Consider the following 25,644-nt stretch of genomic DNA (forward strand, 5'->3'; position numbering starts at 1 on the left):
ATATATTTTAATAAAAAATTATAGCGTATGTCAGCAATAGCACACGTAGATGGTCATGCAGAAGACCACGATCACGGACATCATCATAAAGAGACATTTATTACTAAATATATTTTTAGTCAGGATCATAAAATGATCTCTAAACAGTATTTGATTACTGGTTTGATTATGGGTATTATTGGTATTGCCATGTCCTTGTTATTTAGATTACAATTAGCTTGGCCTGATCACAAGTTTACAGTCTTTGAAGTATTGTTGGGCAAGTTTGGACAAGATGGTGTGATGGATCCAAGTATGTATTTAGCACTAGTTACAATTCATGGTACTATCATGGTGTTTTTCGTTTTAACAGCTGGATTGAGTGGTACTTTTAGTAACCTCTTAATTCCTTTACAGATTGGAGCGCGAGATATGGCATCAGGATTTTTGAATATGGTTTCATATTGGTTATTTTTCCTTAGTAGTGTCATTATGGTATTGTCTCTTTTTGCAGAGGCTGGACCTGCATCTGCCGGATGGACTATTTATCCACCTCTTAGTGCATTACCACAAGCGATTGGAGGTTCTGGAACAGGTATGACCTTATGGTTAGTTTCTATGGCAATCTTTATTGCTTCTTCATTGTTAGGATCATTAAATTATGTTGTAACAGTAATTAATTTACGAACTAAAGGGATGTCGATGACTCGTATGCCTTTGACTATATGGGCGTTTTTTGTAACTGCTATTATTGGTATTGTATCATTTCCTGTATTACTATCTGCTGCCTTATTATTAATAATGGATAGAGGTTTTGGAACCTCATTCTACCTAAGTGACATTTATATAGCAGGAGAGGTATTACATAACCAAGGAGGTTCTCCGGTGCTGTTTGAGCATTTATTTTGGTTTTTAGGTCATCCAGAGGTATACATTGTATTGTTGCCAGCCTTAGGAATTACTTCAGAGATTATAGCAACCAATGCTCGTAAGCCAATATTTGGATATAGGGCGATGGTAGCTTCGATTTTGGCGATTGCATTTTTGTCTACTATTGTTTGGGGTCACCATATGTTTATCTCGGGGATGAATCCATTCTTAGGATCAGTATTTACTTTTACAACTTTATTAATTGCAATACCTTCTGCGGTTAAGGCATTTAATTATATAACAACACTTTGGAAAGGTAATTTGCAGCTCAACCCTGCAATGTTATTTTCTATAGGATTGGTTTCTACATTTATTACAGGTGGTCTTACGGGGATTATTTTAGGAGATAGTACATTGGATATTAATGTACACGACACGTATTTCGTAGTAGCCCATTTTCACCTGGTAATGGGTATCTCTGCGCTATATGGTTTATTTGCAGGAGTGTATCATTGGTTCCCGAAGATGTACGGTAAGATGATGAATAAAAATTTGGGATATGTGCATTTCTGGGTAACTGCGATTGGAGCTTACGGAGTATTTTTCCCAATGCACTTTATAGGAATGGCAGGTTTACCACGTCGTTATTATACAAACAGTGCGTTCCCATATTTTGATGATTTAGCGGATACAAACGTACTAATTACAGTTTTTGCTTTGATTACAGCAGCTGCTCAATTGGTATTCTTATATAACTTTATACATTCTATTTTCTACGGAAAGAAAGCAACGCAGAATCCTTGGAATTCTAATACCATGGAATGGACTACTCCAGTAGAACATTTACACGGTAACTGGCCTGGAGCTATACCTCACGTATACAGATGGCCTTATGATTATAGCAAGACAAGAGAAGATGGCGAATATGTAATTCCTGGACAGGATTTTGTTTCTCAGATCGTTCCATTACAGGATGGAGAAGAAGAGTTACATCATTAAAATTTTTTAAGAGTTAATAAAGGACCCTTTTGACAAAAGTTCAAAAGGGTCTTTCTTTTTATATACCGTGAATGTTTTTTTGAATTAATGAAAATAGTACCTTAGTGGTTCATTAAGTTAGATTGTAGTAATATTAAAACGGTAACAAATATTTGAACTCTTTGTCCCTAGCACACGTTTTTTGTTATATAACCATAATCGTGGTTTTTTTCTGTGGGCTGTTTTTTGGTAACGAAGAATTGGTTTATATAAAACCAGTTTCTTCATTAGCATTGATTTGGATTTATTTAGAGAATAAAAAAAAAGTAAGTGTATTATATCCGATGATTATTGTGATCATCATTTTAAATGATATACTTGTTCTAAGTGATTTTGATGGTTTTTTTGATTTTATAGCTATGCTCTTGTCAGCATATTATCTGTTAAGTTCTCATCTTTTAATACCATTTATTTCCTTTAGAAACTTCAAGTACAAAGAGCTAGTATCTCCCTCTGTGTTTATAACTTCGTTATTGGTTCTGTATCTTGCTTTTTCAATTTTTAGCTTGACAATGCCTAGTTTCAAAAATTCTATTTTTTATGCAATAATGATTATAGTTTCGTTATTCTATTTCTTAGGGTGTTGTTTTCTGATTTATTTAAGAAATCGATATACTCATTCTTATTATTTATTAATTGCTGCAAGTTGTTGTATTTTGGTAAATGCTTTGGTTCCGATACAAGAATTGTATTATCAAAACTCAGTTTTTGAAGCGGTTATCTATTCGGCAGATGTTGTGGCTATGTTGTTTTATTTAAAATTTTTAATAAGTGCTAAACCCTTTGAAAAAAATAACGTTTCTAGTTTTATTTAGAACAGTGATTATTTTTGTGTCGAGGGACTATTTGAGTGAAGGTTATGATCGGATTTAAAAGCAAATAAAACGGCTTCAAAAGATTTGATGTTAAATCAAAATAATTTTTCAAGCTTAGTATGTTATATTTGTTAGAGAATATTGAAATTTATTATTTATGAACGAAAACCTGAATCCATCGAACGAAAACTATTCTAATGAGGATCTGGATATAGAAAGGGCTTTAAGACCACTTGCTTTTGAAGATTTTTCTGGACAGGATCAGGTTCTCGAGAATTTAAAGATTTTTGTTCAAGCTGCTAACCTAAGAGATGAGGCACTAGATCACACGCTGTTTCACGGACCTCCGGGCTTAGGTAAAACTACATTAGCTCATATTCTAGCTAATGAGCTGGGTGTTGGAATTAAAGTTACTTCGGGCCCTGTTTTGGATAAACCCGGTGATTTAGCAGGTTTGTTGACCAATCTGGATGATAGAGATGTATTGTTTATCGATGAAATTCATCGATTGAGTCCGATTGTAGAAGAATACTTATACTCTGCTATGGAGGACTATAAAATCGATATTATGATTGAAAGTGGTCCTAATGCGCGTACGGTTCAAATTAATTTAAATCCCTTTACTCTTGTAGGCGCTACTACAAGATCTGGTTTGCTAACGGCTCCGATGAGAGCACGGTTTGGTATCCAATCTAGGCTGCAGTACTATACAACAGAATTATTAGCTACAATTGTAGAAAGAAGTGCACATATTCTCAATGTTCCCATTTCTATGGAGGCATCGATTGAAATAGCAGGAAGAAGTAGAGGTACTCCTAGGATTGCTAATGCTTTGCTTCGAAGAGTTAGGGATTTTGCACAGATAAAAGGTAATGGTAAGATTGATATTGAGATTTCGAAATTTGCATTAAAAGCGCTTAATGTAGATGCACACGGTCTTGACGAAATGGATAATAAAATTTTAACTACATTGATAGATAAGTTTAAAGGAGGCCCTGTAGGGATTACAACTCTTGCAACCGCAGTAAGTGAAAGTGCTGAAACCATAGAAGAGGTATATGAACCCTTTTTAATTCAACAAGGATTTATAATGCGCACACCTAGAGGTAGAGAAGTTACCGAGGCAGCGTATAAACATCTCGGACGCATAAAAGGAGGTATTCAAGGAGGGTTGTTCTAATACTTATTCTTTATAACCAACAAAAAGAAATATGGTAATTCCAAAAGTTTCCTTTTTAAAAGTGCTGAAAAATGCAAAAAGGATTTTAAGCAACCCATTGCCATTTCATCGTGAGAATTTCGAAAAATATGGAGATTTTTTTGAAGTGAGCTTAGGATTTGGGAACTCTGTGATTTTTACCAGAGATGCAGGTTTTGCCAAACATATGTTACAAAATCAACATCGTAAGTACCATAAATCAACACTTCAGACTAAAGATTTAGGGAAATATATTGGAAATGGTTTACTGACTTCTAATGGAGAACATTGGTTACGACAGAGAAGACTGATTCAACCTGCTTTTTACAAAAAAAAGATTGATTTAATAGCAAAGACAATAAGACAAAGTATTAAAGAAGAACTCGTTAAAATAGAACCTAATGTTTCTATGGATATCTATCCTTTAATGAATGATTTGGCTTTTAAGGTGGTTGCAAAATCTCTTTTTAGTTATACAGACACTGGTGATACAATGGCCAGGCTTCAACACATTACGGAGGCTGCTCAGAAATCTTTAATAAAAGAAATTAGACAGCCTTATAAAAGATGGTGGTTTAGCCTTAGTGGTCAAATTAAGAGTACGCTTACTTTAACACAGGAGGCTAGAGATATTCTGAATAATATTATTGAAGAAAGAAGGAAATCAAAAAATTCATATGATGATCTTTTAGATATGTTATTGAGTTCAACATATGAGGACGGCGGTAGAATGGATAATGAAAGGCTAATAGATGAAATTCTTATTTTGTTTGTAGCAGGACACGAAACTACCTCAAACGCATTATCCTTTTGTTTAAGTCTATTAGCGTTGCATCCCGAGATTCAGGATAAAGTATACAACGAAGTTGACGCTCAGGGCTTAGAAGAATTAGCGTTAATGGAGCAGTTTGAAAAGAATAAATATACTGCACAATGTGTTGAGGAGGCGATGCGTTTATATCCACCGGCATATTTCTCAGATCGTGTAAGTATAGAACAAGATTCGTACAATGGTATTTCGTTACCAAAAGGAACAACAGTTCTTATTTCATTTTATGAGATACACAGACACCGGGATTTCTGGAATGACCCATTGGTTTTTAATCCAGATCGTTTTCATTCCGATCATAAAAAAGAATATTCTGATTGGTATTTTCCTTTTGGAGCAGGTCCCAGAATGTGTGTAGGTAGTAATTTTGCAATGTATGAAATGATTTATACTGTAAGTGAAATAGTGAAAAAGTATAAAATTTCTACTTCGATTTCCGAAATAAAAATTAAACCATTGATTACCTTAAAACCGGTAAATGCTATATTGAAATTTGAAAAAAGGTAACATCTGGTGAGCAATACAAACTTGCATACTCAATTAATTAAAAGCGAAGCCAAGCGTCTCGGGTTTTTATCTTGTGGAGTAAGTAAAGCGGAATTTTTAGAGCAAGAAGCTCCAAGATTAGAAAAATGGTTGAGCGATAATATGCAAGGGCAAATGTCGTATATGGAGAACCATTTCGACAAACGGCTAGATCCGACATTATTGGTAGAAGGTTCAAAAAGTGTCATATCACTGTTACTGAACTATTATCCTTCTGAAACACAAAAAGATCCTAATGCTCCTAAAATCTCCAAATACGCTTACGGTCAGGATTATCATCAGGTAATAAAGCAAAAATTAAAAAAGCTTCAGGAATTTATTACCGAAAATATAGGAGAAGTACACGGTAGAGCGTTCGTTGATTCGGCACCTGTTTTAGACAAAGCTTGGGCTGCAAAAAGTGGTTTAGGATGGATTGGTAAAAATAGTAACCTGCTTACCCAAAAAGTGGGATCCTATTATTTTATAGCAGAATTGATTGTAGATCTAGAACTAGAATATGATTTACCTGTAACCGATCATTGTGGAACGTGCACAGCTTGTATAGATGCTTGTCCGACCCAAGCAATTGTAGATCCGTATGTGGTCGATGGTAGTAAATGTATTTCTTATTTTACCATAGAGTTAAAGGACGAAATCCCAGCTCATTACAGAGGTCAGTTTGATAACTGGATGTTTGGGTGTGACGTGTGTCAGGACGTATGCCCTTGGAATCGATTTTCAAAACCACATAATGAACCTCTTTTTAATCCTAAACCAGAATTGTTGGCAATGACCAAAAGAGATTGGGAAGAAATTACTCAAGAGGTTTTTTCTAAAGTATTTCAGAAATCTGCAGTAAAACGAACTAAATTTTCTGGTCTAAAACGAAATATTGATTTTCTCAAATAAAGTCTTTGGCTGTTTGATAATTTCATAATACAAACGTTTGCATAGATTATGTATAGATTTTTGATCTAAAAAATCACATAAATTTTAAGATAATCTTGTATATTCATCAGGTTTTTAGCTAAAAAACTAAATGATTGGTATGTAAATCATTCTAATATTTAATACACTAAAGAGCTAAAAAGTACGTAAAGCATTAAACATTTCACACATGAACGAATTATCTTATATCGATATTACTGTTATAGTAGTATATCTCATCGGGATTATTATCTACGGAATTTCAAAATCTAAACGGGGGAGTTCTGAAGACTATTTTTTAGGAGGAAGAACCATGACCTGGCCAATCGTTGGGATAGCCTTGTTTTCTGCAAATATTTCTAGTTCTACATTAGTCGGATTAGCCTCCGATGCCTATCAGACAAATATAAATGTATATAACTATGAGTGGTTTGCCGTTGTTGTACTGATCTTTTTTGCGATTTTCTTTCTTCCTTTTTATCTGAGATCGGGAGTTTACACCATGCCAGAGTTTTTAGAGCGCAGATATGACAAAAGATCCCGATATTATTTCTCATTTATTACGGTTGTGGGTAATATTTTGGTGGATACGGCCGCAGGGCTGTATGTGGGTAAAATAGTATTGACATTATTATTCCCTTCTATGGATTCTACCTTGATCCTGGTAATTCTGGCGGTTGCAGCTGCGGCATATACGATTCCTGGAGGATTAAATTCTGTAATCCAAACAGAGGTGATCCAAGCAGTATTACTTATTATTGGATCTTGTCTGTTAACATATTTTGCATTTGATCAATTAGGTGGTGGATGGTCCGGAATGATGGCAAAATTAGACACTATGTTATCTGCTGGAGAAGTAAATTTTGGAGACCGTTTAGCCGAAGGAAAATATATACCGGCAAATTCTGATGAAGTGTTTAGTTTGGTGAGACCCGATAATGATGAATTTATGCCTTGGTGGGGATTGTTAACCGGAGTACCTTTACTTGGGTTTTACTTTTGGGCCAATAATCAGTTTATGGTGCAACGAGTTTTGGGAGCAAAAGATCTCAATCACGGGCGATGGGGAGCCTTATTTGCAGGGTTGCTTAAGTTACCAGTGATTTTTATTATGGTCGTACCAGGGGTACTCGCTTTATTATTGTTTAGCACGTTAGATATTACAAGCCTTAATTATGCCTTAACAGATGGAACTATCTGTAATAATCTTTCTGATTGTCCTAATCTTACCTATCCGGTATTACTATTTCAGTTACTACCTGTTGGAGTTTTGGGATTGGTAGTAGCGGGGTTGATGGCAGCAATGATGTCATCAGTTTCTGCAACTTTTAATTCTGCGTCTACATTAGTAACGATGGATTTTGTAAAACAACTAAAACCAGAACTTACCAGCAAACAATTAGTAAGGGTCGGTCAAATTACTACGGTAATTTTGGTAGTGTTGGCAATTTCCTGGGTTCCGTTTATTGAAAGTGTAAGCGATTCATTATGGACATACCTGCAATTAGTCATTGCTTACACCTGTCCGCCTGCTGTTTCCACATTTGTGTTGGGACTGTTCTGGAAACGTGCCAACGGAAATGGATCTATTGTTAGTTTGTTAACCGGGTTTTCATTAGCTGTTCTAATGATCCTGTCTCAAACATTTGATTGGGTTCCTGCAGTAAACGAATTACATTTTCTGGCAAAAGCAACGTGGCTTTTTGTAATTTGTGTCGTACTTCATATGGTTGTAAGTTTAGCTACTAAACCTCAGTCAGAGCAACAGGTAAAAGAGTATACCTATAAAAGAGAAATGTTTAGAGAGGAATCTAAAGATCTTGCAGGATTGCCTTGGTATAAAAATTATAGAATTTTGTCAGTGATTCTTCTAATTGTAACCGCTGTGGTTGTTGGATTCTTTTGGTAACATTAATTGATAAAATATGATAGATATAAAGTGTAAGTATATCATTCTACTCCCGATACTTTTTATGATGTTTTTAGCATGTAAGAATGAAAAAAAAACGGAGTATATAAACCATCAGCAAACTCTGGATAAATTAATCCTACAAGAAGATACGGATGGGGATAAAAAAATTACGATCGATGATAAAGGACCGAAGAAGTTTGAATTTATTGATGCTAAAGGAGAATCACATATCATACAAGGAACGTATCATTTATCTAATTTACTACAGGAATTAGCAATCGCCGAAAAAGGAGATACGATATCTTTCGAAAAAATTACTGAACCTCCAAGCAGCCGGATTTCAAGATTAATCAGAACAAGATATTGGGATAACTTAACTAGATCAGTTGATAAAGCCGGATTAGCAAAAGTATTAGAAGATACTAAATCACAGACTGATACTTTTAGGTTATATATTCCATATCGTGATAAAGAAGCGATTACGTATTTTCAATCTATAAAATCAGAAATTCCTAAACTGAACGTAATCACATTGCCTGAGAACATAACTCCAGAATATGTAAAAACACTAAATGAAGTTTCTGGTATTTTAAATTTAGCTCATTATACAGATGCAAATGGAAATTATAGAGCAAAGCCGTTCGTTGTTCCCGGTGGTAGATTTAATGAAATGTATGGTTGGGATAGTTATTTTGAATCTATTGGTCTTTTAATTGATAATCGAACAGATTTGGCCATGTCGATGGCAGATAACTTTGGGTATCAGATTGAGCATTATGGTAAAATTTTAAATGCAAATAGAAGTTATTATTTAACCAGAACACAGCCACCTTTTTATAGTTCCTTAGTAAAGGAAATATATCAGCAAAATCCTAAAGTTTCAAGAGATTGGTTATCGTATAATCTAAAAATGGTCATAAAGGAATACGAAACTGTTTGGATGGAAAAAGGCATAAGACTTACAAATAATGGATTAAGTCGTTTCTATGGAGAAGGAATTGGAATCCCACCAGAAACCGAAGAAGGTCATTTCGATTTTATATTAACCAAGTATGCAGAAAATTATAACTTAGGTCTGGATGAGTTTACAAAAAAGTACAATACTGGAGAAATTATAGATAAAGGGCTTGATTTATATTTTACCCATGATCGATCCATGAGAGAAAGTGGTCACGATACGTCTAATAGATTAGATGGTGTTTGTATTGATCTTAATACGGTAGGAATTAACAGCCTTTTGTATAAGTATGAGTTGGACATCGCCTATTTGATCAAAGAGGCGTTTAAGGATAAATTCGTTATCAATTCTGAGGAGTATATATCTTCTTTTTGGTTAGAAAAAGCAGCGAAAAGAAAAGAACGGATGAATGATCTGCTATGGGATGAGGAAAAAGGAGCGTACTATGATTATAATTTTGTTACCAAAACGCAGCAGCAGATAGAATCGGCAACTAATTATTATCCGCTTTGGGCTGGCGTATGTTCTCAAGAGCAGGCTGCTTCCTTGGTAAAAAACTTATTTAATAATTTAGTTCAAAAAGGAGGTGTAGCGGCTACTACCGATATTGCAAATAAAGAAGATCCTAACGCACCACAGAGACAATGGGATTATCCTAATGGTTGGGCACCACATCAAATGATCATCTGGAGAGGTCTTATGAATTATGGGTATCAAGAAGAAGCCCAGGAACTTGTGTATCGATGGCTATGGATGATTACAAAAAATGCAGTTAATTATAACGGTACGATACCCGAAAAATACGACGTGGTAAAATGTACACATAAAGTATATGCAGAATATGGCAATGTAGGTACTGAGTTCGATTATATTACTCCTAGCGGATTTGGATGGATGAATGCTTCTTATCAGTTGGGATTAGATGTATTAGATGAAAAACTAAAGACTCAATTAGATCAGTTGATAGATCCTGATGTTATATTTAGCAAAAGAGATTAATTTTTATGCAATTCGTAATAAAATTCATAAAAAACCAATAAGTTTTCTAATTTTTCTATTTTTTTAAAGTTAACTAGGTTTTATCTTTTGCATTTCATACATACTTGTACCTTTGTATAGCACACAATTTTTATTGATTTAGTATGAGTATCGAAAGTAAAAGAAGAGAAGCACTAATTTATCACGCCAAACCTACCCCTGGTAAAATAAAAGTAGTTCCTACCAAAAAGTATGCTACCCAACGAGATTTGTCTCTGGCATATTCTCCCGGAGTGGCAGAACCTTGTTTGGAAATCGAAAAAAATACAGCTAATGTATACAAATACACCGCAAAAGGTAATCTTGTCGCGGTGATATCTAATGGTACTGCGGTTTTAGGACTTGGAGACATCGGACCCGAAGCTTCAAAACCTGTAATGGAAGGAAAAGGACTGTTATTTAAGATATTTGCTGATATTGATGTTTTTGATATAGAGGTAGATACCAAAGATGTGGATGCATTTATTGAAACTGTAAAAAACATTGCTCCCACTTTCGGAGGAATTAATCTGGAGGATATTAAAGCGCCCGAAGCATTTGAAATCGAAAGACGACTAAAAGAAGAATTGGATATTCCGGTAATGCACGATGATCAGCACGGAACCGCTATTATATCTGCAGCTGCGCTATTAAATGCTTTAGAAATTGCCGAAAAAAATATAGCAGATGTTAAAATTGTAGTGAGTGGAGCAGGAGCAGCGGCAGTCTCTTGTACACGACTTTATAAAGCCTTTGGTGCAAAAGATGAAAACATCGTAATGACCGACAGTAAAGGTGTGATTCGCAAGGATAGAGAAAACCTGACACCAGAGAAAGCCGAGTTTGCTACAACTAGGGATCTAGATACACTGGAAGATGCTATGAAAGATGCCGATGTGTTCATCGGTTTATCTATGGCTAATCTGGTAGATCCAAAAATGTTATTGTCTATGGCCGATAATCCAATAGTATTTGCAATGGCAAATCCTGATCCTGAAATTGGTTATGATCTGGCAATAGATACACGCAAAGACATCATCATGGCAACCGGTCGAAGTGATCATCCTAATCAGGTGAACAATGTACTTGGTTTTCCTTTTATTTTTAGAGGAGCATTAGATGTGAGGGCAACCGGAATTAACGAAGAGATGAAGATGGCAGCTGTAAAAGCCCTTGCTGAATTGGCAAAAGAACCGGTACCGGAACAGGTAAATATAGCCTATGGCGAAACCCGACTTAATTTTGGTCGAGATTATATCATACCTAAGCCTTTTGACCCTCGTTTAATTGCCAAAGTACCCCCGGCGGTGGCTAAAGCCGCAATGGAGAGTGGAATTGCAACAGAACCAATTCAGGATTGGGATAAGTATGAGAGCGACTTATTAGAACGAATGGGTAATGATAATAAGTTAGTACGATTATTGATGGATCGGGCTAAGTCTAATCCAAAAAGAGTCGTTTTTGCAGAAGGAGATCATCTGGATGTACTTAAAGCTGCGCAAACTGTAAAAGAAGAAGGGATTGCTTTTCCGGTTTTATTAGGAAGAAAAGATGTTATTTTAGAATTAATGAAGGAGATTGATTTTGATCCTAACGGAGTCACTATAATCGATCCTAAAGCAGATGAAGAAATTGATAGAAAAAATAAATATGCAGAGAAATACTGGGAAGATCATAGAAGAAAGGGAATAACATTATATGGGGCGCAGCGTTTAATGAGAGAGCGTAATTATTTTGCCGCGATGATGGTAAATGAAGGAGATGCGGATGCCCTCTTATCAGGCTATTCTCGTAGTTATCCTACTGTATTAAAACCGATGCTGGAACTCGTTGGTTTGGCAAAAGGAGCTTCACGTATTGCTACTATGAATGTGATGATGACTGATAAAGGTCCTTTATTCATAAGTGATACATCTATCAATATTGATCCTACTTCAAAAGAATTGGCAAAAATTGCTCAGATGACAGCAAGAACAGTAGAAATGTTTGGAGTGGATCCTGTGGTGGCAATGATATCCTACGCCAACTTTGGGTCATCAAAACATCCAAATGCTTCTAAAGTAAAAGACGCTGTTTCCTATTTGCACCGTTATTACCCTAACTTAGTCGTAGATGGAGAGTTACAAATGGATTTTGCTTTGAATAGAGATATGAGAAAGGATAAATTTCCTTTTTCTAAACTTAATGGGCGAAAAGTGAATACCTTAGTGTTTCCCAATTTAGATTCTGCAAACAGTATGTATAAAATGTTAAAGGAACTTAATAATTCAGAATCAATTGGACCCATTATGATGGGAATGAAAAAGCCTGTTCATATACTTCAACTTGGAGCAAGTGTTGAAGAAATGGTAAACGTTGCTGCTGTGGCTGTTATTGATGCCCAAGAGAAAGAAAAAAGGGAGAAAGAAATATTTTCTTTAGTTTCTGACGAGGTATAGAAACAATTAATAAAGAAAGCAAAATAACCTAACAAGCTTCAAAAATACTCTAGTTTTGAAGCTTGTTTTTTTTGAACCACATTGTAGTATAAATTTATTACTTTTGAAAGCTTAACATTCATTTAACTAATGATTACACAAATCAAGGGGCGACTTGTAGAGAAAAATCCTACCGATGTAATAATTGATTGTAACGGAATAGGATATATTCTCCATATTTCGTTACATACATTTTCGCTATTACCCGATCAAGAACTTTTACAATTATATACGCATCTTCAGGTAAAAGAGGATTCACATACATTGTTTGGATTTGCAGAAAAATCAGAACGTGAAATTTTTCGCCTTTTAATTTCTGTTTCAGGTATCGGGGCTAGCACTGCCAGAACTATGTTGTCTTCATTACATCCCAATCAGATCAAAGATGCTATTGCATCTAACGATGTCGCAACGATTCAGTCTATCAAAGGCATTGGAGCAAAAACAGCCCAACGGGTAATTATTGATCTAAAGGATAAAATTCTTAAAGTTTACGATATTGATGAAGTTTCTATGTCCCTAAACAATACTAATAAGGATGAAGCGTTATCTGCTTTAGAAACCCTTGGATTTAATCGAAAACAAACAGGAAAGGTTGTTGACAGGATCCTAAAAACTAACCCCGCTGAAACCGTAGAAAATATTATTAAACAAGCACTAAAAAATTTGTAAAAGCATTGAGTTCGTTACATTCCTTACATTTTAAATTTTTAAAGAGATTAGTTTGTTTAATTGCACTATATAGTGGAGTTCTTTTTGGTCAGGAGAACGAGACCGTTAGAGATTCTACCAGCACTACCTTTTCTCTGGGTGAAATTTCACTTCCTGATCCTAATAGTATTGTCTCAAAATATGAATATGATCCGATTACCAATCGCTATATTTATCGCGAGATGTTAGGATCGTTTAATGTGAGATATCCTCTTTTTCTTACTCCAGAGGAATTTGAAACATTAGTTGAAGAAGAACAGCGAAGAGATTATTTTAAAGAAAAAATAAGTGCTTTTAGTGGAAAAACTGATGGAAGTGAAGAAAAACGGAAGAATCTTCTTCCTATTTTTTATGTAAACTCTAATTTTTTCGAAACTATTTTCGGCGGAAGCGAAATCGAAATAATTCCGCAGGGTTCTGTAGAAATGGATTTGGGAATATTATATACAAAACAGGATAATCCAGCATTTTCTCCTAGAAACCGAAGTAATTTTACCTTTGATTTTGATCAAAGAATCAGTTTAAGTTTGCTTGGTAAAGTTGGGAAAAGACTTCAGATAACAGCAAATTACGATACTGAATCTACTTTTGATTTTCAAAATCAGATAAAACTAGAGTACACTCCAACAGAGGATGATATTATACGAAGCATAGAGATTGGAAATGTCGCGATGCCGATAAATAATTCACTTATTCAAGGTTCTCAAAGTCTTTTTGGAGCAAAACTTGGGTTACAATTTGGTAGAACAATGGTAACTGCAGTGTATTCTGAACAGCGATCCGAAACCAGATCAGTGAACGTTCAAGGAGGAGGAACTGTTGAAGATTTTGAAATAGAAGCTGTAGAATACGACGATAATAGACACTATTTCTTATCTCATTTCTTTAGAGATACATATGATAATGCACTTACTAATTATCCGTTCATCAATAACAATATTCAAATTACAAGAATAGAAGTTTGGGTTACAAATAGAGCAACAAGCGCTCAAACCTTAACCGATGCAAGAAATATTGTAGCGCTACAAGATCTTGGAGAATCACCTGTAGCTGGAAATGTTACTATTCCAGCATCATTGTTCAATCAACCTGCAGGAGCGTTCCCTGATAATGGGAATAATGATCTAGATCCCACTGCTATTGGACCTGCAGGGCCTGTAACAGATGCAGTAAGACAAATATCCACTGTACAGCGAGGATTTACAGGAGCAATTTCTGGCTTTAGCGAAGGTGAGGATTACGCGATTTTAGAAAATGCCAGACAATTAAACCCTAATGAATATACACTAAATACACAACTAGGATATATCTCTTTAAATCAAAAATTGAATAATGATGAGGTATTGGCGGTTGCTTTTCAATATACCTCTGGAGGTACGGTCTATCAGGTTGGAGAATTTGCTAATGATGGGGTTGATGCCACAGTAGGAAATGACTCGAACGGAGGAGTACCATCAGGATCCAGTAATAGTTTGATCGTAAAAATGCTAAAAAGCCCAATATTTAGAGTGGATCTTCCAATCTGGGATTTGATGATGAAAAACATCTATAACACGGGGGCGTTTAGATTAAGTGCAGAAGATTTTAGGTTAAATATAGTGTATGCAAACCCTTCTGCGGTTAATTACATCACTCAGGCCGAAAACGCCGCTGTCCCGTTACCTGATGATGTAGAACAGACCAGATTACTGACGGTTTTTAATATGGATCGTTTGAACCCCAACAATGACCCCGTATTAGGAGCAGATGGGGCGGGAGACGGATTCTTTGATTATGTACCAGGTTTAACCATAGATCCCGAAAATGGAAGGGTCATTTTTACTACAGTAGAACCCTTTGGACAACACCTTTTTAATAAGTTGGATAATGATGGGGCTCCAAATCCAAATGATTATACAAATCCAGCGGCTTATAACGGAAACCAGAGTAAGTACGTGTTTAGAGAACTATACACACAGACAAAAGTGATTGCACGTCAGCAAGCTGCAGAGAATCAATATTTCCGTTTAAAAGGGAGGTATAAATCTTCTGGCCAAGATGGAATTCCTCTAGGTGCTTTTAATGTTCCACAAGGATCGGTGACAGTAACCGCCGGAGGTCGAACTTTGCAAGAAGGTGTAGATTATACAGTAAATTATCAATTAGGAAGAGTAAATATTCTGGATGAAGCATTGCTGGCGTCTAATACACCTATTCAGGTTTCTACAGAAAATAATGCAGTTTTCGGACAACAAACCAAACGATTTACAGGATTAAATATTGAACATAAATTTAGCGACGACTTTATAATTGGTGGTACCTATCTAAACCTTAATGAAAGACCAATCACTCAAAAATCCAGTTATAATTTCGAACCCATTAATAATACATTACTAGGCTTCAATCTTAACTATTCTACAGAAGTACCATTTCTTACCAGAATGGTAAACAAGTTACCTAATATTGATACAGATGTACCTTCGAATATTTCGGTAAGAGCAGAGGGCGCTTATCTATTCGCAGGAGCTCCAAGAGGTGCAGATTTTGGGGGCGAAGTTACCACCTATATTGATGATTTTGAAGGAGCTCAAACACAAATTGATGTAAGTTCAGCATTGTCTTGGGAACTATCCAGTGTACCTATTGGTTTTGGTTCTAATAACCCAAATGAAGAGGTCGTACCAACAGGTATTGAATCAGGATTTAGAAGAGCTGACCTATCTTGGTATACAATAGATCCAATTTTCTACAGCAACGGGAGACCAAGTGGTATCACTGATGAGGATTTAGCATTTAATCCTGCCAGAAGAGTTTTTAACGATGAGATATTTCCAGATCTTGATATAGTTCAGGGCCAAACATTGGCTTTGTTTCCTCTTGATTTATATTATAGACCCTCAGAACGTGGTCCGTATAACTATAATAATAATGCAACGGATAATGTGTTGCCAAATCCCGAAGATAATTTTGGTGGAATAATGCGGCAATTAACCTCTACGAATTTCGAGCAATCGAATGTAGAGTTTATTGAGTTTTGGTTGATGGATCCCTTTTTTGATCCGGGAGGAGGAGAAAGTCCGTTGACTAATGCAACAAGTGGAAAGATTATCTTTAATCTAGGAAACATTAGTGAGGATGTTTTAAAGGATGGAAGAAAACAATATGAAAACGGGTTGCCGGCAGATGGTTCTGATGAAGACACATTTGCAACAGAATTTGGTAAGGTTCCAATCAATCAATCATTGATTTATGCGTTTGATACTGAAGGGCAGGCAAGACAAAATCAAGATGTAGGGTACGATGGTTTAGACGATAGTCAAGAAGCTACAGAGTTTCCGGCTTTTGATCCAGAAGATCCGGCAAATGATAATTATAGGTATTTCTTGCAGGCAGAAGGCGGCATTGTCGACAGGTATAGAGATTACAACGGTGCTCAAGGAAACTCTCCTACAAGCGTAGCTAATGATGATCGAGGAAATACTACATTTCCTACCGCCGAAGATGTAAACCGGGATAATACGATGAACACCATCGATAGTTATTACGAATATGAAATCCCTATTTTTCAGGGAATGGATATTGGTAATGACGGTGGTACCGGATACATAACAGACAAAAGAGAAGATACAAGGACAGTACTGAACGGTCAGAGTCACGGATATAAATGGCTTCGATTTAAAATCCCAATTTACGAACCTACAGGTAGACAGAATATTGGCGAAAATGACTTTAGGTCAGTTCGTTTTATGAGAATGATAGTAACCGACTTTGATCAGCCAGTGATTTTAAGGTTTGCCACTTTGGATCTGGTTCGGGGCGATTACAGAAGGTATATACAGGCGGGTAATACTGTTAATGATCCAACAAATGGCTTAAATATCAATGGAAATGATGTAATCGTAACTTCTGTAAGTTCTGAAGAAACACCTAATTATGTTACACCTCCGGGGGTAAGAAGAGAGGAGTTGATCAATAACAACACGACTATAAGAGAGGATGAAAGATCATTAGCGTTAACGGTAAATGATCTTCAGGTCGGTGATGGTCGCGGTGTCTACAAAAACTTTAATGTAGATATGCGTCAATACGAAAACCTGGAAATGTTCTTACATGCAGAAAACTTGCCTGAACAAAATTCTTTACAGGACGGAGAATTGACCGCATTTATCAGGATGGGGAATGATTTTACCAATAACTTTTATGAAATAGAGTTGCCGTTAGAAGTCTCTGATATCAATACTAGAAATGCGGAAGAAGTATGGCCTACGAACAATAGACTGAATCTTCCTTTAGCATTTCTTCAAGAGATTAAAGCTACCGTCATAGGAGACCCATCATTAAACAGCTCAGAACTTAACTTTTTTGATGGTCCAAATAATTTAAGAGTTGGAATCAAAGGGAATCCTAATTTTGGAGATGTTCAAATAATGATGGTTGGTGTAAAAAACTCAAGTGATTCTTCTGAATCAGGTTCGGTTTGGTTTAATGAAATGCGTTTAAGCGACCTCAAAAACCAAGGTGGTTGGGCCACTGTAGGAAGTGTAGATGCAAATATTGCTGATTTTGCAACAGTGAGTGCTTCAGGAAGAATTAGTACTATAGGTTTTGGAGGCATAGAACAAGGACCCAATGAGAGAAGTATTGAAGATGTGAAACAATATGATCTGACCACTAATGTAAACTTGGGACAGTTGTTACCTAAGAAATGGGGGATACAGGTTCCATTCAATTATAGTAGGGGAGAAGAGTTGATTACACCACAATACGATCCAGAATTTTTAGATCTTGAGCTGGAGGACAGATTGGATAGAGAAACAGATCCAGAGGAGAAAGAAAGAATTAGAAAACAGTCAGTTAATTATACGAAAAGACAAAGTTTTAATGTAATTGGGCTTCGTAAAGAAAGAACAGGTGATTCAAAACCAATGCCATATGACGTAGAAAATTTTGCTTTTTCTGGTACTTATAATCAAACAGATCACCACGATTTCGAAATCGAAAACTCCTTAGAACAAGGCGTTCGTTTAGGGGGGACTTATGATTTTAGTTTTCAACCAAAAGAAGTCGAGCCTTTTAAGAAAATAAAGTTGTTAGGAAAAAGTAAGTATTTTGACCTTTTAAAAGATTTCAATTTCAACCTTTTGCCTACAAGTGTTTCGGTAAACTCTAATATTACAAGACAATTTAATGAGCAAGTTTTTAGAGATATTACCTTAGAGCCCGGGAGCATTGCACCGCAAGCACTAACGCAACGAAACTTTTTATTTGATTGGCAATACGGGATTAATTATAATTTGACAAAATCTCTTAATTTTAGCTTTAACTCTGCCAATAATAGAATTGTGAAGAATTTTATTGATGATGAAGGTAGAGTTGATGAATCCATTGGTGTATGGAGTGGATTGTTCGATATAGGAGATCCTAACTTTCATAGTCAGCAGTTACAGGTAAATTACGAGATACCTTTTAGTAAAATACCGCTGTTTAAATTCATGAGAGCTACATATTCATATACTGCTGATTTTCAATGGACCAAAGGTAGTGAGGCTTTAAAAACTCTAGACGGAATCCCAGATTTAGGAAATACAATACAGAATGCTAATGTACATACAGTAAATGGTTCTCTGGATATGGGAACGCTGTATAAATATGTTGGTTTAACTAAAAAGAAACCTGGAAGAAATAGAGCAAAAAAGAAAAAAAACTCGAAAGAAAATGAAGAAAAAGAGGAGGCTAAGCCAGGTTTAGCCAGCAACAGCAAAAAGAGAACCAAGAAAAAATCCAGTAAGCTAACTGTAGGTGATAAAATTTTGAACACTGCAATTGGATTAGTTACTGCTGTAAAGAAAGTAAATGTGAATTACCAACAGGATAATGGTATTTTCTTACCCGGATATTTGCGCGAACCCGGTTTTGTAGGAACTTTAAAACCTACCGCGGGCTTCACCTTTGGTAGTCAGGCAGAAATAAGAGATCTTGCCGCTAGAAATGGTTGGTTAACCTTGTTCCCAAATTTTAATCAGCAATATAGAGAAGTTGAAGGAAGACAACTAAACGTTCAAGCCTCTGTGGATTTACTAAAAGACCTTAAAATCGATGTCAGTGCTAGTAGAAATTACTCTGAAACTTATAACGAGAATTATAAAGTAAATCTGGATAACATTGGTAATATTATTTTAGATGATCCGTATACCTCACTAACTCCAAATGTTTTTGGTAACTATACAATCTCTACACTGTTGATCAAAACTGCTTTTAAAAAGAGCGATGAGTTTAGCTCGGAAACATTTGATAAGTTTAGAGAAAATAGATTAATTATTGCAAGACGTTTAGCAGCAGAAAGAGGAGTTACCACAGATTCTGATGGAGATGGTTTTCCTGATGGATATGGTAGGTCAAATCAGGCAGTGTTATTACCTGCTTTTCTTGCAGCCTACTCTGGTGCAGACGCAGGAAGTATACAAAAAGGAGCATTTAGAGATGTGCCGCTTCCGAACTGGGATGTTAAATATACTGGTTTGATGAATTTAAAGTGGTTTAAGAAACGTTTTAAACGATTCTCTATGGCACACGGATACCGAGCGAATTATACGATTAATCAATTTCAAACAAATCTGGAGTATAATCCTAATAATCCTGATGAGTTAGATGAAGGGGAGAATTTTAAAAACCCTCAATTGTATGCTAACGTAAACCTTACAGAACAGTTTAGCCCGCTCATTCGTTTGGATATGGAAATGAAAAATTCTATTAAAATTTTAGCAGAATGGAAAAAAGATAGAGCATTATCTCTAAGTTTTGATAATAATTTATTGACAGAAATTCAAGGGAACGAATATATTATCGGATTGGGTTATAGATTACAGGACCTAACGTTTGTTACTAAAATTGCAGGTAAAAAGACAACGTTAAAGAGTGATTTGAATTTTAGAGCAGATTTATCACTACGTCAAAACGAAACGGTAATTAGATATCTCGATATTGATAATACACAAGTAACCGCCGGGCAGGATATTTATGGGATTAAGTTTACCGCAGACTATGCATTAAGTAAGAATCTCACCGCTTTGTTGTTTTATGATCATACTTTTTCTGAGTATTCAATATCTACTGCTTTTCCGCAGACTACCATAAGAGGAGGTTTTACGCTTAGGTATAATTTTGGAAATTAAGATTCTTGCGAAAATAATGGGTAGCACTTTTTCCTGTATAAATCATAGATGAATTAATTTTTAATAATTTTTGATGCTGTTTTTCTAAAATTTGATAAAATAGATTTATTTTCGTCTTCTTAATAATAACAACTTTTAAATACTTTTTCGGATGAATATTCCTTCAGAATTAAAATACACAAAGGATCACGAATGGATTAAGATAGATGGAGATATCGCAACGGTTGGGATCACAGATTTTGCACAGAGTGAACTAGGTGATATCGTTTATGTAGAAGTTGAAACCGTTGGTGAAGAACTTGAGCAAGAAGAAGTTTTTGGTACCGTAGAGGCTGTAAAAACTGTTTCTGATCTGTTTCTTCCATTAACAGGAGAAATCACTGAGTTTAACGAGGCTTTAGAAAGTGATCCCGAATTGGTTAATAATGATCCATATGGAGAAGGATGGATGGTAAAGATAAAGATAGCGGACACTTCTGAAATTGATAATCTTTTATCTGCGGATGCGTATAAAGACCTTATTGGCGCATAGATATCTGCTAGTCCTTGCGATCGCTTATACGAGTCTAATAGCTTGGTTGTCGCTGGCAAGGATATTCATACCTGTAGATATTAAGGTGATAGCAAGCGATAAAATCGGGCATTTATTGGCATACTTTGTTTTTACAATAGTCTGGTTTTTATTTTTCTTTTATTCAGTAAAACAAAGAAAAAATTTTTTGCAAAGCTTGATAAGAGCTTCGGTTTTTGGGTTTTTGTTTGGTGTTTTAATGGAAATGCTACAAGCGCTACTCACCAGTTATCGCAGTCCTGATTGGTATGATGTATTGGCAAACAGTGGTGGCATTATTTTTGCAATAATACTTCTTAAAGTACTTAAGAATAAGTTGGTTAGTGTGAAAGGTTTGTTGACCTAGATAATTGTTACATACTATTATTTAAGAACAATCGAATAATTAGTAAGACGCTTTAAAAGTTAAAAATTGTATTTTTTTGTTTTACATTTTTATCTTTAGTTGGAATTTACAAAAGAAATTAGCTATTTTAGCAATCATATAATAACAGTGTAATATGGAACCTAAGAAAAATCCGAAAGCAGATTTGACCAAAAAAAGCGCCTTGTTTTTACAACTAGGTCTAATTTTAGTTTTGTTTGTTACGTGGCAAAGTATAGAGTGGAAAACCTATGATCGAAATAATATTGATATAGGTCAGGTGAATCTTGATGAATTGGAGGAAGAAGAAGTTCCGATTACTCAAAACTTAAATACTCCACCACCTCCACCACCTCCACCACCAGCACCAGAAATTATTGATGTTGTAGAAGATGAAGAGGAAGTGGAAGAAACAATTATTGAATCTACAGAAACGAATCAGGAGGAGGAAATCGTAGAAGTAGAAGAAGTTGAAGATGTTGAAGAAGAAGAAGAAATCGCAGATGTTCCTTTTGCTGTAATTGAAAACGTACCAGTTTTCCCTGGATGTGAAAAAGAGTCTGGAAATGCAGCGAAAAAGAAATGTATGAGTGATAAGGTTAAGAAGTTTGTAAACCGTAAATTTAATACAGAGTTAGGAAGTGAATTAGGTCTTTCTGGAGTAAACAGAATATATGTTCGTTTCAAAATAGATCGAAACGGTAATATAGTAGGTGTTCAGGCAAGAGGTCCACACCCAAGACTAGAAAAAGAAGCTCAGAGAGTAGTAAAAATGCTTCCACAAATGACTCCAGGTAAACAAAGAGGAAAAGCAGTAGGTGTACTGTATTCGTTACCAATTGTTTTCCAGGTACAGGATTAATAAAAAACATATATTCTTAAATAATATAAAAGATTCCTCTTTGTATGTGCAAAGAGGAATTTTTTTTGGTATGCTTGTTGTGTTTAGTAATAACTGTAACGTTAAAACTAAATAATATGAGTAACAAGCATGAAGCTAATGTGCGAAAAGGCACATTGGTAAATTTTCAGATTGGACTTATAGCAAGTCTTTTATTTACCTATGTAATGTTTGAGGTGTATACTTCAGAACCCATTGACAAGGTAATTTCAGATCCAATTACCTTAGAAAATGAACCATTTATTTGGAATGGAGAGTTTGAAGTCTATCAGGAACCGGAACAAAAAGTGGTAGCTCAAAAACAGCCAGACCCAATTCCAGATCCTACAGATTTTGAGGTAGTAGATGATAATACAGTTATTGATGATGTGAAGGAAGAGTTTAAGAGTGAGGATCCTGTCGATTCGACTCCGTTTAATCCTGAGACTATTGGAGAAGAAGAAGAAGAGGAAATTCCTGAAAATGTTCCTTTTTCAGTAGTAGAGGATGTGCCCGTTTTTCCTGGTTGCGAAGGACTTCAAACTAATAAGGAAAGAGCAGCCTGTTTTTCAGAAAAAATCAGTAAAATTATTTCCAGAAAGTTTGATACAGGAATTGGGAATGATTACGGATTGAGTGGTGTGCAAAGAATATATACCTTGTTTGACGTAGCTGCCGATGGAACTATTCAGAATATACAAGTAAGGGCCCCGCATCCTAAGCTTAAAAAAGAAGCAGAAAGAGTTATAGGATTATTCCCTAAGATGACGCCAGGTATGCAGCGTAAAACACCGGTAACAGTAAAGTATCAATTACCCATCGTTTTTAAAATTCAGGATTAATAGGATAGTATATTACATTCGATTACAGACAGAAATATTAGAATCCCGTTACGATAATCGTAAACGGGATTCCTTTTTGGTATGCTTGTTGATTCAGATTTTAATTGTAACGTTAAAACTAAATAGTATGAGTAACAAGCACGATGCTAATGTACGAAAAAGTACATTGGTAAACTTTCAGATCGGACTTATCGCAAGTCTTTTGTGTGTCTATGTGGGATTTGAGATGTATACATCTGTGTCGACCATAGCGCCAACTTACACAGGTAAAACTGAAACGAATGATAACAGTTTTACTATAGATGTTTTTAAGGTTGAAGAACAGCCTAAGAGTAAAGTAACTTTCAAAACCAAAACGGTTAGAGAACCAGATTGGACCAAACCAAAGATAGTGGACAATAAGGTTGCATTACAAAAGCTTAAAAAGCAGCTTATAGGTGAAAACGATAACAATAAATCGACAGCAATTCCTATTGATTCTATTATCGAAGTAGGTCGAGATGAGAAGATTGTTTATCCAATTGACGAGGTTGCTGTAGCGCCTATCTATCCAGGTTGTGAAGAGTATAGTGATAACAAAGAAAGAATAGCTTGCTTTTCTAGTAAGATTAAAACAATTGTATCAAGAAAGTTTAATGCTGACCTTGGGGAAGAGTACGGACTAAAAGGTTTGCAAAGAATCCACGTACAATTTCAAGTGGATACTGATGGGATGATCAAGGAAGTACAGGTCAGGGCTCCTCATCCTGTACTAGAAAAAGAAGCAAGAAGAGTGGTGAAAAAGTTCTCTAGGATGGAACCAGGAAAGATTGGAGGGGAACCCGTAAAAGTGAATTATATTTTACCCATCACCTTTAAAGTTATTAATTAGAAATCGCCCAGCTTGTTTAAGCTGGGTTTTTTTATAATAAAAATTATCTGTCTGTGGTAGTTAGCGATATGAGTTTTACTAAAACAGTTGTTAAAAGGTGAATTATAAATAGTTATAAGTTGTCTAAAATGCTTTTAAGGCCTATCTTTGCACCACTTTTTAAAAAAGCTTTATAGTAAACGTGCAAAATTTGAGTATAACCCAAGTCGATACTGCCAAAGTTTCTGTTATTCAGGATTTTAAGGAAATTACTAAAATGCGATTAGCATTAAGCGTTGTGTTTTCCTCAGTAGCAGGTTACTTGTTAGGAGTTGATACAATTTCATGGAGTACATTAGTATTGTTATCAATTGGAGGCTATTTTATGGTTGGGGCATCTAATGCTTTTAATCAAATTATAGAGCGAGATCTCGACGCCTTAATGGATCGAACCAAGAATAGGCCAATTCCGTCAGGTAGAATGTCTGTAAGTACTGCTTTTATAATTGCTACAGTATTTACTATATCGGGAATTTCAGTCTTGTATTTTATTAATCCTCAAACAGCAATGTTCGGGGCTATTTCGATATTCATCTATGTTAGTTTGTACACTCCATTAAAAACTAAAACACCTTTGTCTGTTTTTGTGGGTGCAATTCCTGGAGCGATTCCATTTATGTTGGGATGGGTTGCTGCTACCAATGATTTTGGTATTGAACCGGGAACATTGTTTATGATACAGTTTTTCTGGCAATTTCCACACTTTTGGGCGATTGGATGGTTTTTGTTCGAAGATTATAAAAAGGGAGGCTTTTTTATGTTACCTACCGGGAAAAGAGATAAAGGGACAGCAACGCAGGTAATAATTTATACATTGTGGACGGTCGTCGCTTCGTTAATCCCAGTTTTTGGTGTTACCGGAAAATTGTATTTAACACCGGTTTCAGGAGTTTTAATTTTCGTATTAGGTTTGTTTTTACTTCGGTACGCAATCCGTTTATATAGAAGTAAAGATGCCAAAACAGCCAAACAGTTAATGTTGGCTAGCGTATCTTATATTACTTTATTGCAAATCATTTATGTAGTAGATAAATTTATTCGTGCATGGATTTAACACAAGGAACCACAACTGAAAAACAGAAGAGAGCAAAGAAAACCATGATGTGGTTTGGAATGGTAAGCATGACCATGACTTTTGCAGGACTTACCAGTGCATATGTGGTTAGTAAAACAAGAGAAGACTGGTTAACAGATCTAATATTTCCTAATGCGTTCATAATAAGTGTTTTTGTGATGCTGACTAGTAGTATAGCTTTATTTCTTGTTAAAAAGGCTATCGAAAATGAAAATAGAGGGTTTGCTTCACTTTTATTGTTAACTACCTTAAGCTTAGGAATACTGTTTGTTTTTCTACAGTTTCAAGGCTTTGCTGATATTATGTCTCAGGGATACTATTTTACAGGTCCGTCTGCTAACATTGTTCCTACTTTTTTGTATATTATTGTAGTATTGCATATAGTTCACGTAATTGTCGGGCTGGTAGTGCTTTTAGTCGTAATTTATAATCATTTTAAACAAAAGTATAAAAGAGGGCAAACCCTTGGTTTAGAACTGGGTGCTATGTACTGGCATTTCGTAGATGTTTTGTGGGTTTATCTCTTTTTATTTTTATATTTCGTTAGATAATAAAATTGATTACTTTTGTGGAAAATTTAACAATACCAAAT

At 35.5% G+C, this 25,644-nt stretch carries 17 protein-coding genes; all 17 read left to right on the forward strand.

All coding sequences use genetic code 11. The annotated features are described in order from the left end of the window. Positions 1-27 precede the first annotated feature (27 nt). The 17 genes from ACE94K_RS06665 to ACE94K_RS06745 all read left to right on the forward strand — a co-directional run bounded on the left by ACE94K_RS06665 (position 28) and on the right by ACE94K_RS06745 (position 25,603). On the forward strand, positions 28-1,848 hold the full coding sequence (locus ACE94K_RS06665; RefSeq protein WP_378181742.1) for a cbb3-type cytochrome c oxidase subunit I: 1,821 nt from the start codon (positions 28-30) through the stop codon (positions 1,846-1,848). 200 nt (positions 1,849-2,048) lie between these two features. Continuing rightward, entirely contained in the window at positions 2,049-2,702 is a 654-nt protein-coding gene (locus ACE94K_RS06670; protein WP_378181745.1) for a hypothetical protein, read from the forward strand. A gap of 157 nt (positions 2,703-2,859) precedes the next feature. Further along, the gene (gene ruvB, locus ACE94K_RS06675) at positions 2,860-3,882 is read left to right on the forward strand and encodes a Holliday junction branch migration DNA helicase RuvB (RefSeq protein WP_378181748.1); all 1,023 of its coding nucleotides are present in this window, start codon (positions 2,860-2,862) and stop codon (positions 3,880-3,882) included. A gap of 31 nt (positions 3,883-3,913) precedes the next feature. After that, positions 3,914-5,236: a cytochrome P450 gene (locus tag ACE94K_RS06680; RefSeq protein ID WP_378181751.1), complete on the forward strand. Its 1,323-nt coding sequence runs from the start codon at positions 3,914-3,916 to the stop codon at positions 5,234-5,236. Between the two features lie 6 nt (positions 5,237-5,242). Then, positions 5,243-6,166, forward strand: a complete 924-nt coding sequence (queG, locus tag ACE94K_RS06685; protein WP_378181754.1) for a tRNA epoxyqueuosine(34) reductase QueG — start codon at positions 5,243-5,245, stop codon at positions 6,164-6,166. Positions 6,167-6,374: 208 nt separating this feature from the next. Beyond that, the gene (locus tag ACE94K_RS06690) at positions 6,375-8,093 is read left to right on the forward strand and encodes a sodium:solute symporter (protein WP_378181757.1); all 1,719 of its coding nucleotides are present in this window, start codon (positions 6,375-6,377) and stop codon (positions 8,091-8,093) included. 16 nt (positions 8,094-8,109) lie between these two features. Beyond that, a complete protein-coding gene (locus ACE94K_RS06695; protein ID WP_378181760.1) occupies positions 8,110-10,053 on the forward strand; it encodes a trehalase family glycosidase in 1,944 nt (647 codons plus the stop codon). Between the two features lie 143 nt (positions 10,054-10,196). Further along, positions 10,197-12,509, forward strand: a complete 2,313-nt coding sequence (locus tag ACE94K_RS06700; protein ID WP_378181762.1) for an NADP-dependent malic enzyme — start codon at positions 10,197-10,199, stop codon at positions 12,507-12,509. 129 nt (positions 12,510-12,638) lie between these two features. After that, positions 12,639-13,220: a Holliday junction branch migration protein RuvA gene (ruvA, locus tag ACE94K_RS06705; protein ID WP_378181764.1), complete on the forward strand. Its 582-nt coding sequence runs from the start codon at positions 12,639-12,641 to the stop codon at positions 13,218-13,220. 5 nt (positions 13,221-13,225) lie between these two features. After that, on the forward strand, positions 13,226-20,410 hold the full coding sequence (sprA, locus tag ACE94K_RS06710) for a cell surface protein SprA (RefSeq protein WP_378181767.1): 7,185 nt from the start codon (positions 13,226-13,228) through the stop codon (positions 20,408-20,410). A gap of 151 nt (positions 20,411-20,561) precedes the next feature. Beyond that, a complete protein-coding gene (gene gcvH, locus ACE94K_RS06715; protein WP_378181770.1) occupies positions 20,562-20,942 on the forward strand; it encodes a glycine cleavage system protein GcvH in 381 nt (126 codons plus the stop codon). After that, entirely contained in the window at positions 20,914-21,327 is a 414-nt protein-coding gene (locus ACE94K_RS06720) for a VanZ family protein (RefSeq protein WP_378181774.1), read from the forward strand. Before gcvH ends, ACE94K_RS06720 begins: the two co-directional genes overlap by 29 nt. Before the next feature lie 154 nt (positions 21,328-21,481). Beyond that, on the forward strand, positions 21,482-22,207 hold the full coding sequence (locus ACE94K_RS06725; protein WP_378181777.1) for an energy transducer TonB: 726 nt from the start codon (positions 21,482-21,484) through the stop codon (positions 22,205-22,207). 116 nt (positions 22,208-22,323) lie between these two features. Then, complete coding sequence (locus ACE94K_RS06730; RefSeq protein WP_378181780.1) at positions 22,324-23,067, forward strand: energy transducer TonB; 744 nt, start codon at positions 22,324-22,326, stop codon at positions 23,065-23,067. 127 nt (positions 23,068-23,194) lie between these two features. After that, positions 23,195-23,938: an energy transducer TonB gene (locus ACE94K_RS06735; RefSeq protein WP_378181783.1), complete on the forward strand. Its 744-nt coding sequence runs from the start codon at positions 23,195-23,197 to the stop codon at positions 23,936-23,938. 190 nt (positions 23,939-24,128) lie between these two features. Beyond that, positions 24,129-25,031, forward strand: a complete 903-nt coding sequence (gene cyoE / locus ACE94K_RS06740) for a heme o synthase (RefSeq protein WP_378181786.1) — start codon at positions 24,129-24,131, stop codon at positions 25,029-25,031. Beyond that, a complete protein-coding gene (locus tag ACE94K_RS06745) occupies positions 25,022-25,603 on the forward strand; it encodes a heme-copper oxidase subunit III (protein ID WP_378181789.1) in 582 nt (193 codons plus the stop codon). Before cyoE ends, ACE94K_RS06745 begins: the two co-directional genes overlap by 10 nt. Positions 25,604-25,644: the final 41 nt, after the last annotated feature.

The sequence above is a fragment of the Aquimarina besae genome (assembly GCF_042434905.1).
In the GTDB taxonomy this organism is placed as follows: Bacteria; Bacteroidota; Bacteroidia; order Flavobacteriales; family Flavobacteriaceae; genus Aquimarina.

What these genes read in the sequence shown, in the direction of transcription:
- ACE94K_RS06665 (WP_378181742.1), top strand. Translation starts at nt 28, where the DNA reads ATGTCAGCAATAGCACACGTAGATGGTCATGCAGAAGACCACGATCAC.
- ruvB (WP_378181748.1), top strand. Translation starts at nt 2,860, where the DNA reads ATGAACGAAAACCTGAATCCATCGAACGAAAACTATTCTAATGAGGAT.
- ACE94K_RS06680 (WP_378181751.1), top strand. Translation starts at nt 3,914, where the DNA reads ATGGTAATTCCAAAAGTTTCCTTTTTAAAAGTGCTGAAAAATGCAAAA.
- ACE94K_RS06690 (WP_378181757.1), top strand. Translation starts at nt 6,375, where the DNA reads ATGAACGAATTATCTTATATCGATATTACTGTTATAGTAGTATATCTC.
- ACE94K_RS06695 (WP_378181760.1), top strand. Translation starts at nt 8,110, where the DNA reads ATGATAGATATAAAGTGTAAGTATATCATTCTACTCCCGATACTTTTT.
- ACE94K_RS06700 (WP_378181762.1), top strand. Translation starts at nt 10,197, where the DNA reads ATGAGTATCGAAAGTAAAAGAAGAGAAGCACTAATTTATCACGCCAAA.
- ruvA (WP_378181764.1), top strand. Translation starts at nt 12,639, where the DNA reads ATGATTACACAAATCAAGGGGCGACTTGTAGAGAAAAATCCTACCGAT.
- gcvH (WP_378181770.1), top strand. Translation starts at nt 20,562, where the DNA reads ATGAATATTCCTTCAGAATTAAAATACACAAAGGATCACGAATGGATT.
- ACE94K_RS06720 (WP_378181774.1), top strand. Translation starts at nt 20,914, where the DNA reads ATGCGTATAAAGACCTTATTGGCGCATAGATATCTGCTAGTCCTTGCG.
- ACE94K_RS06725 (WP_378181777.1), top strand. Translation starts at nt 21,482, where the DNA reads ATGGAACCTAAGAAAAATCCGAAAGCAGATTTGACCAAAAAAAGCGCC.
- ACE94K_RS06730 (WP_378181780.1), top strand. Translation starts at nt 22,324, where the DNA reads ATGAGTAACAAGCATGAAGCTAATGTGCGAAAAGGCACATTGGTAAAT.
- ACE94K_RS06735 (WP_378181783.1), top strand. Translation starts at nt 23,195, where the DNA reads ATGAGTAACAAGCACGATGCTAATGTACGAAAAAGTACATTGGTAAAC.
- ACE94K_RS06745 (WP_378181789.1), top strand. Translation starts at nt 25,022, where the DNA reads ATGGATTTAACACAAGGAACCACAACTGAAAAACAGAAGAGAGCAAAG.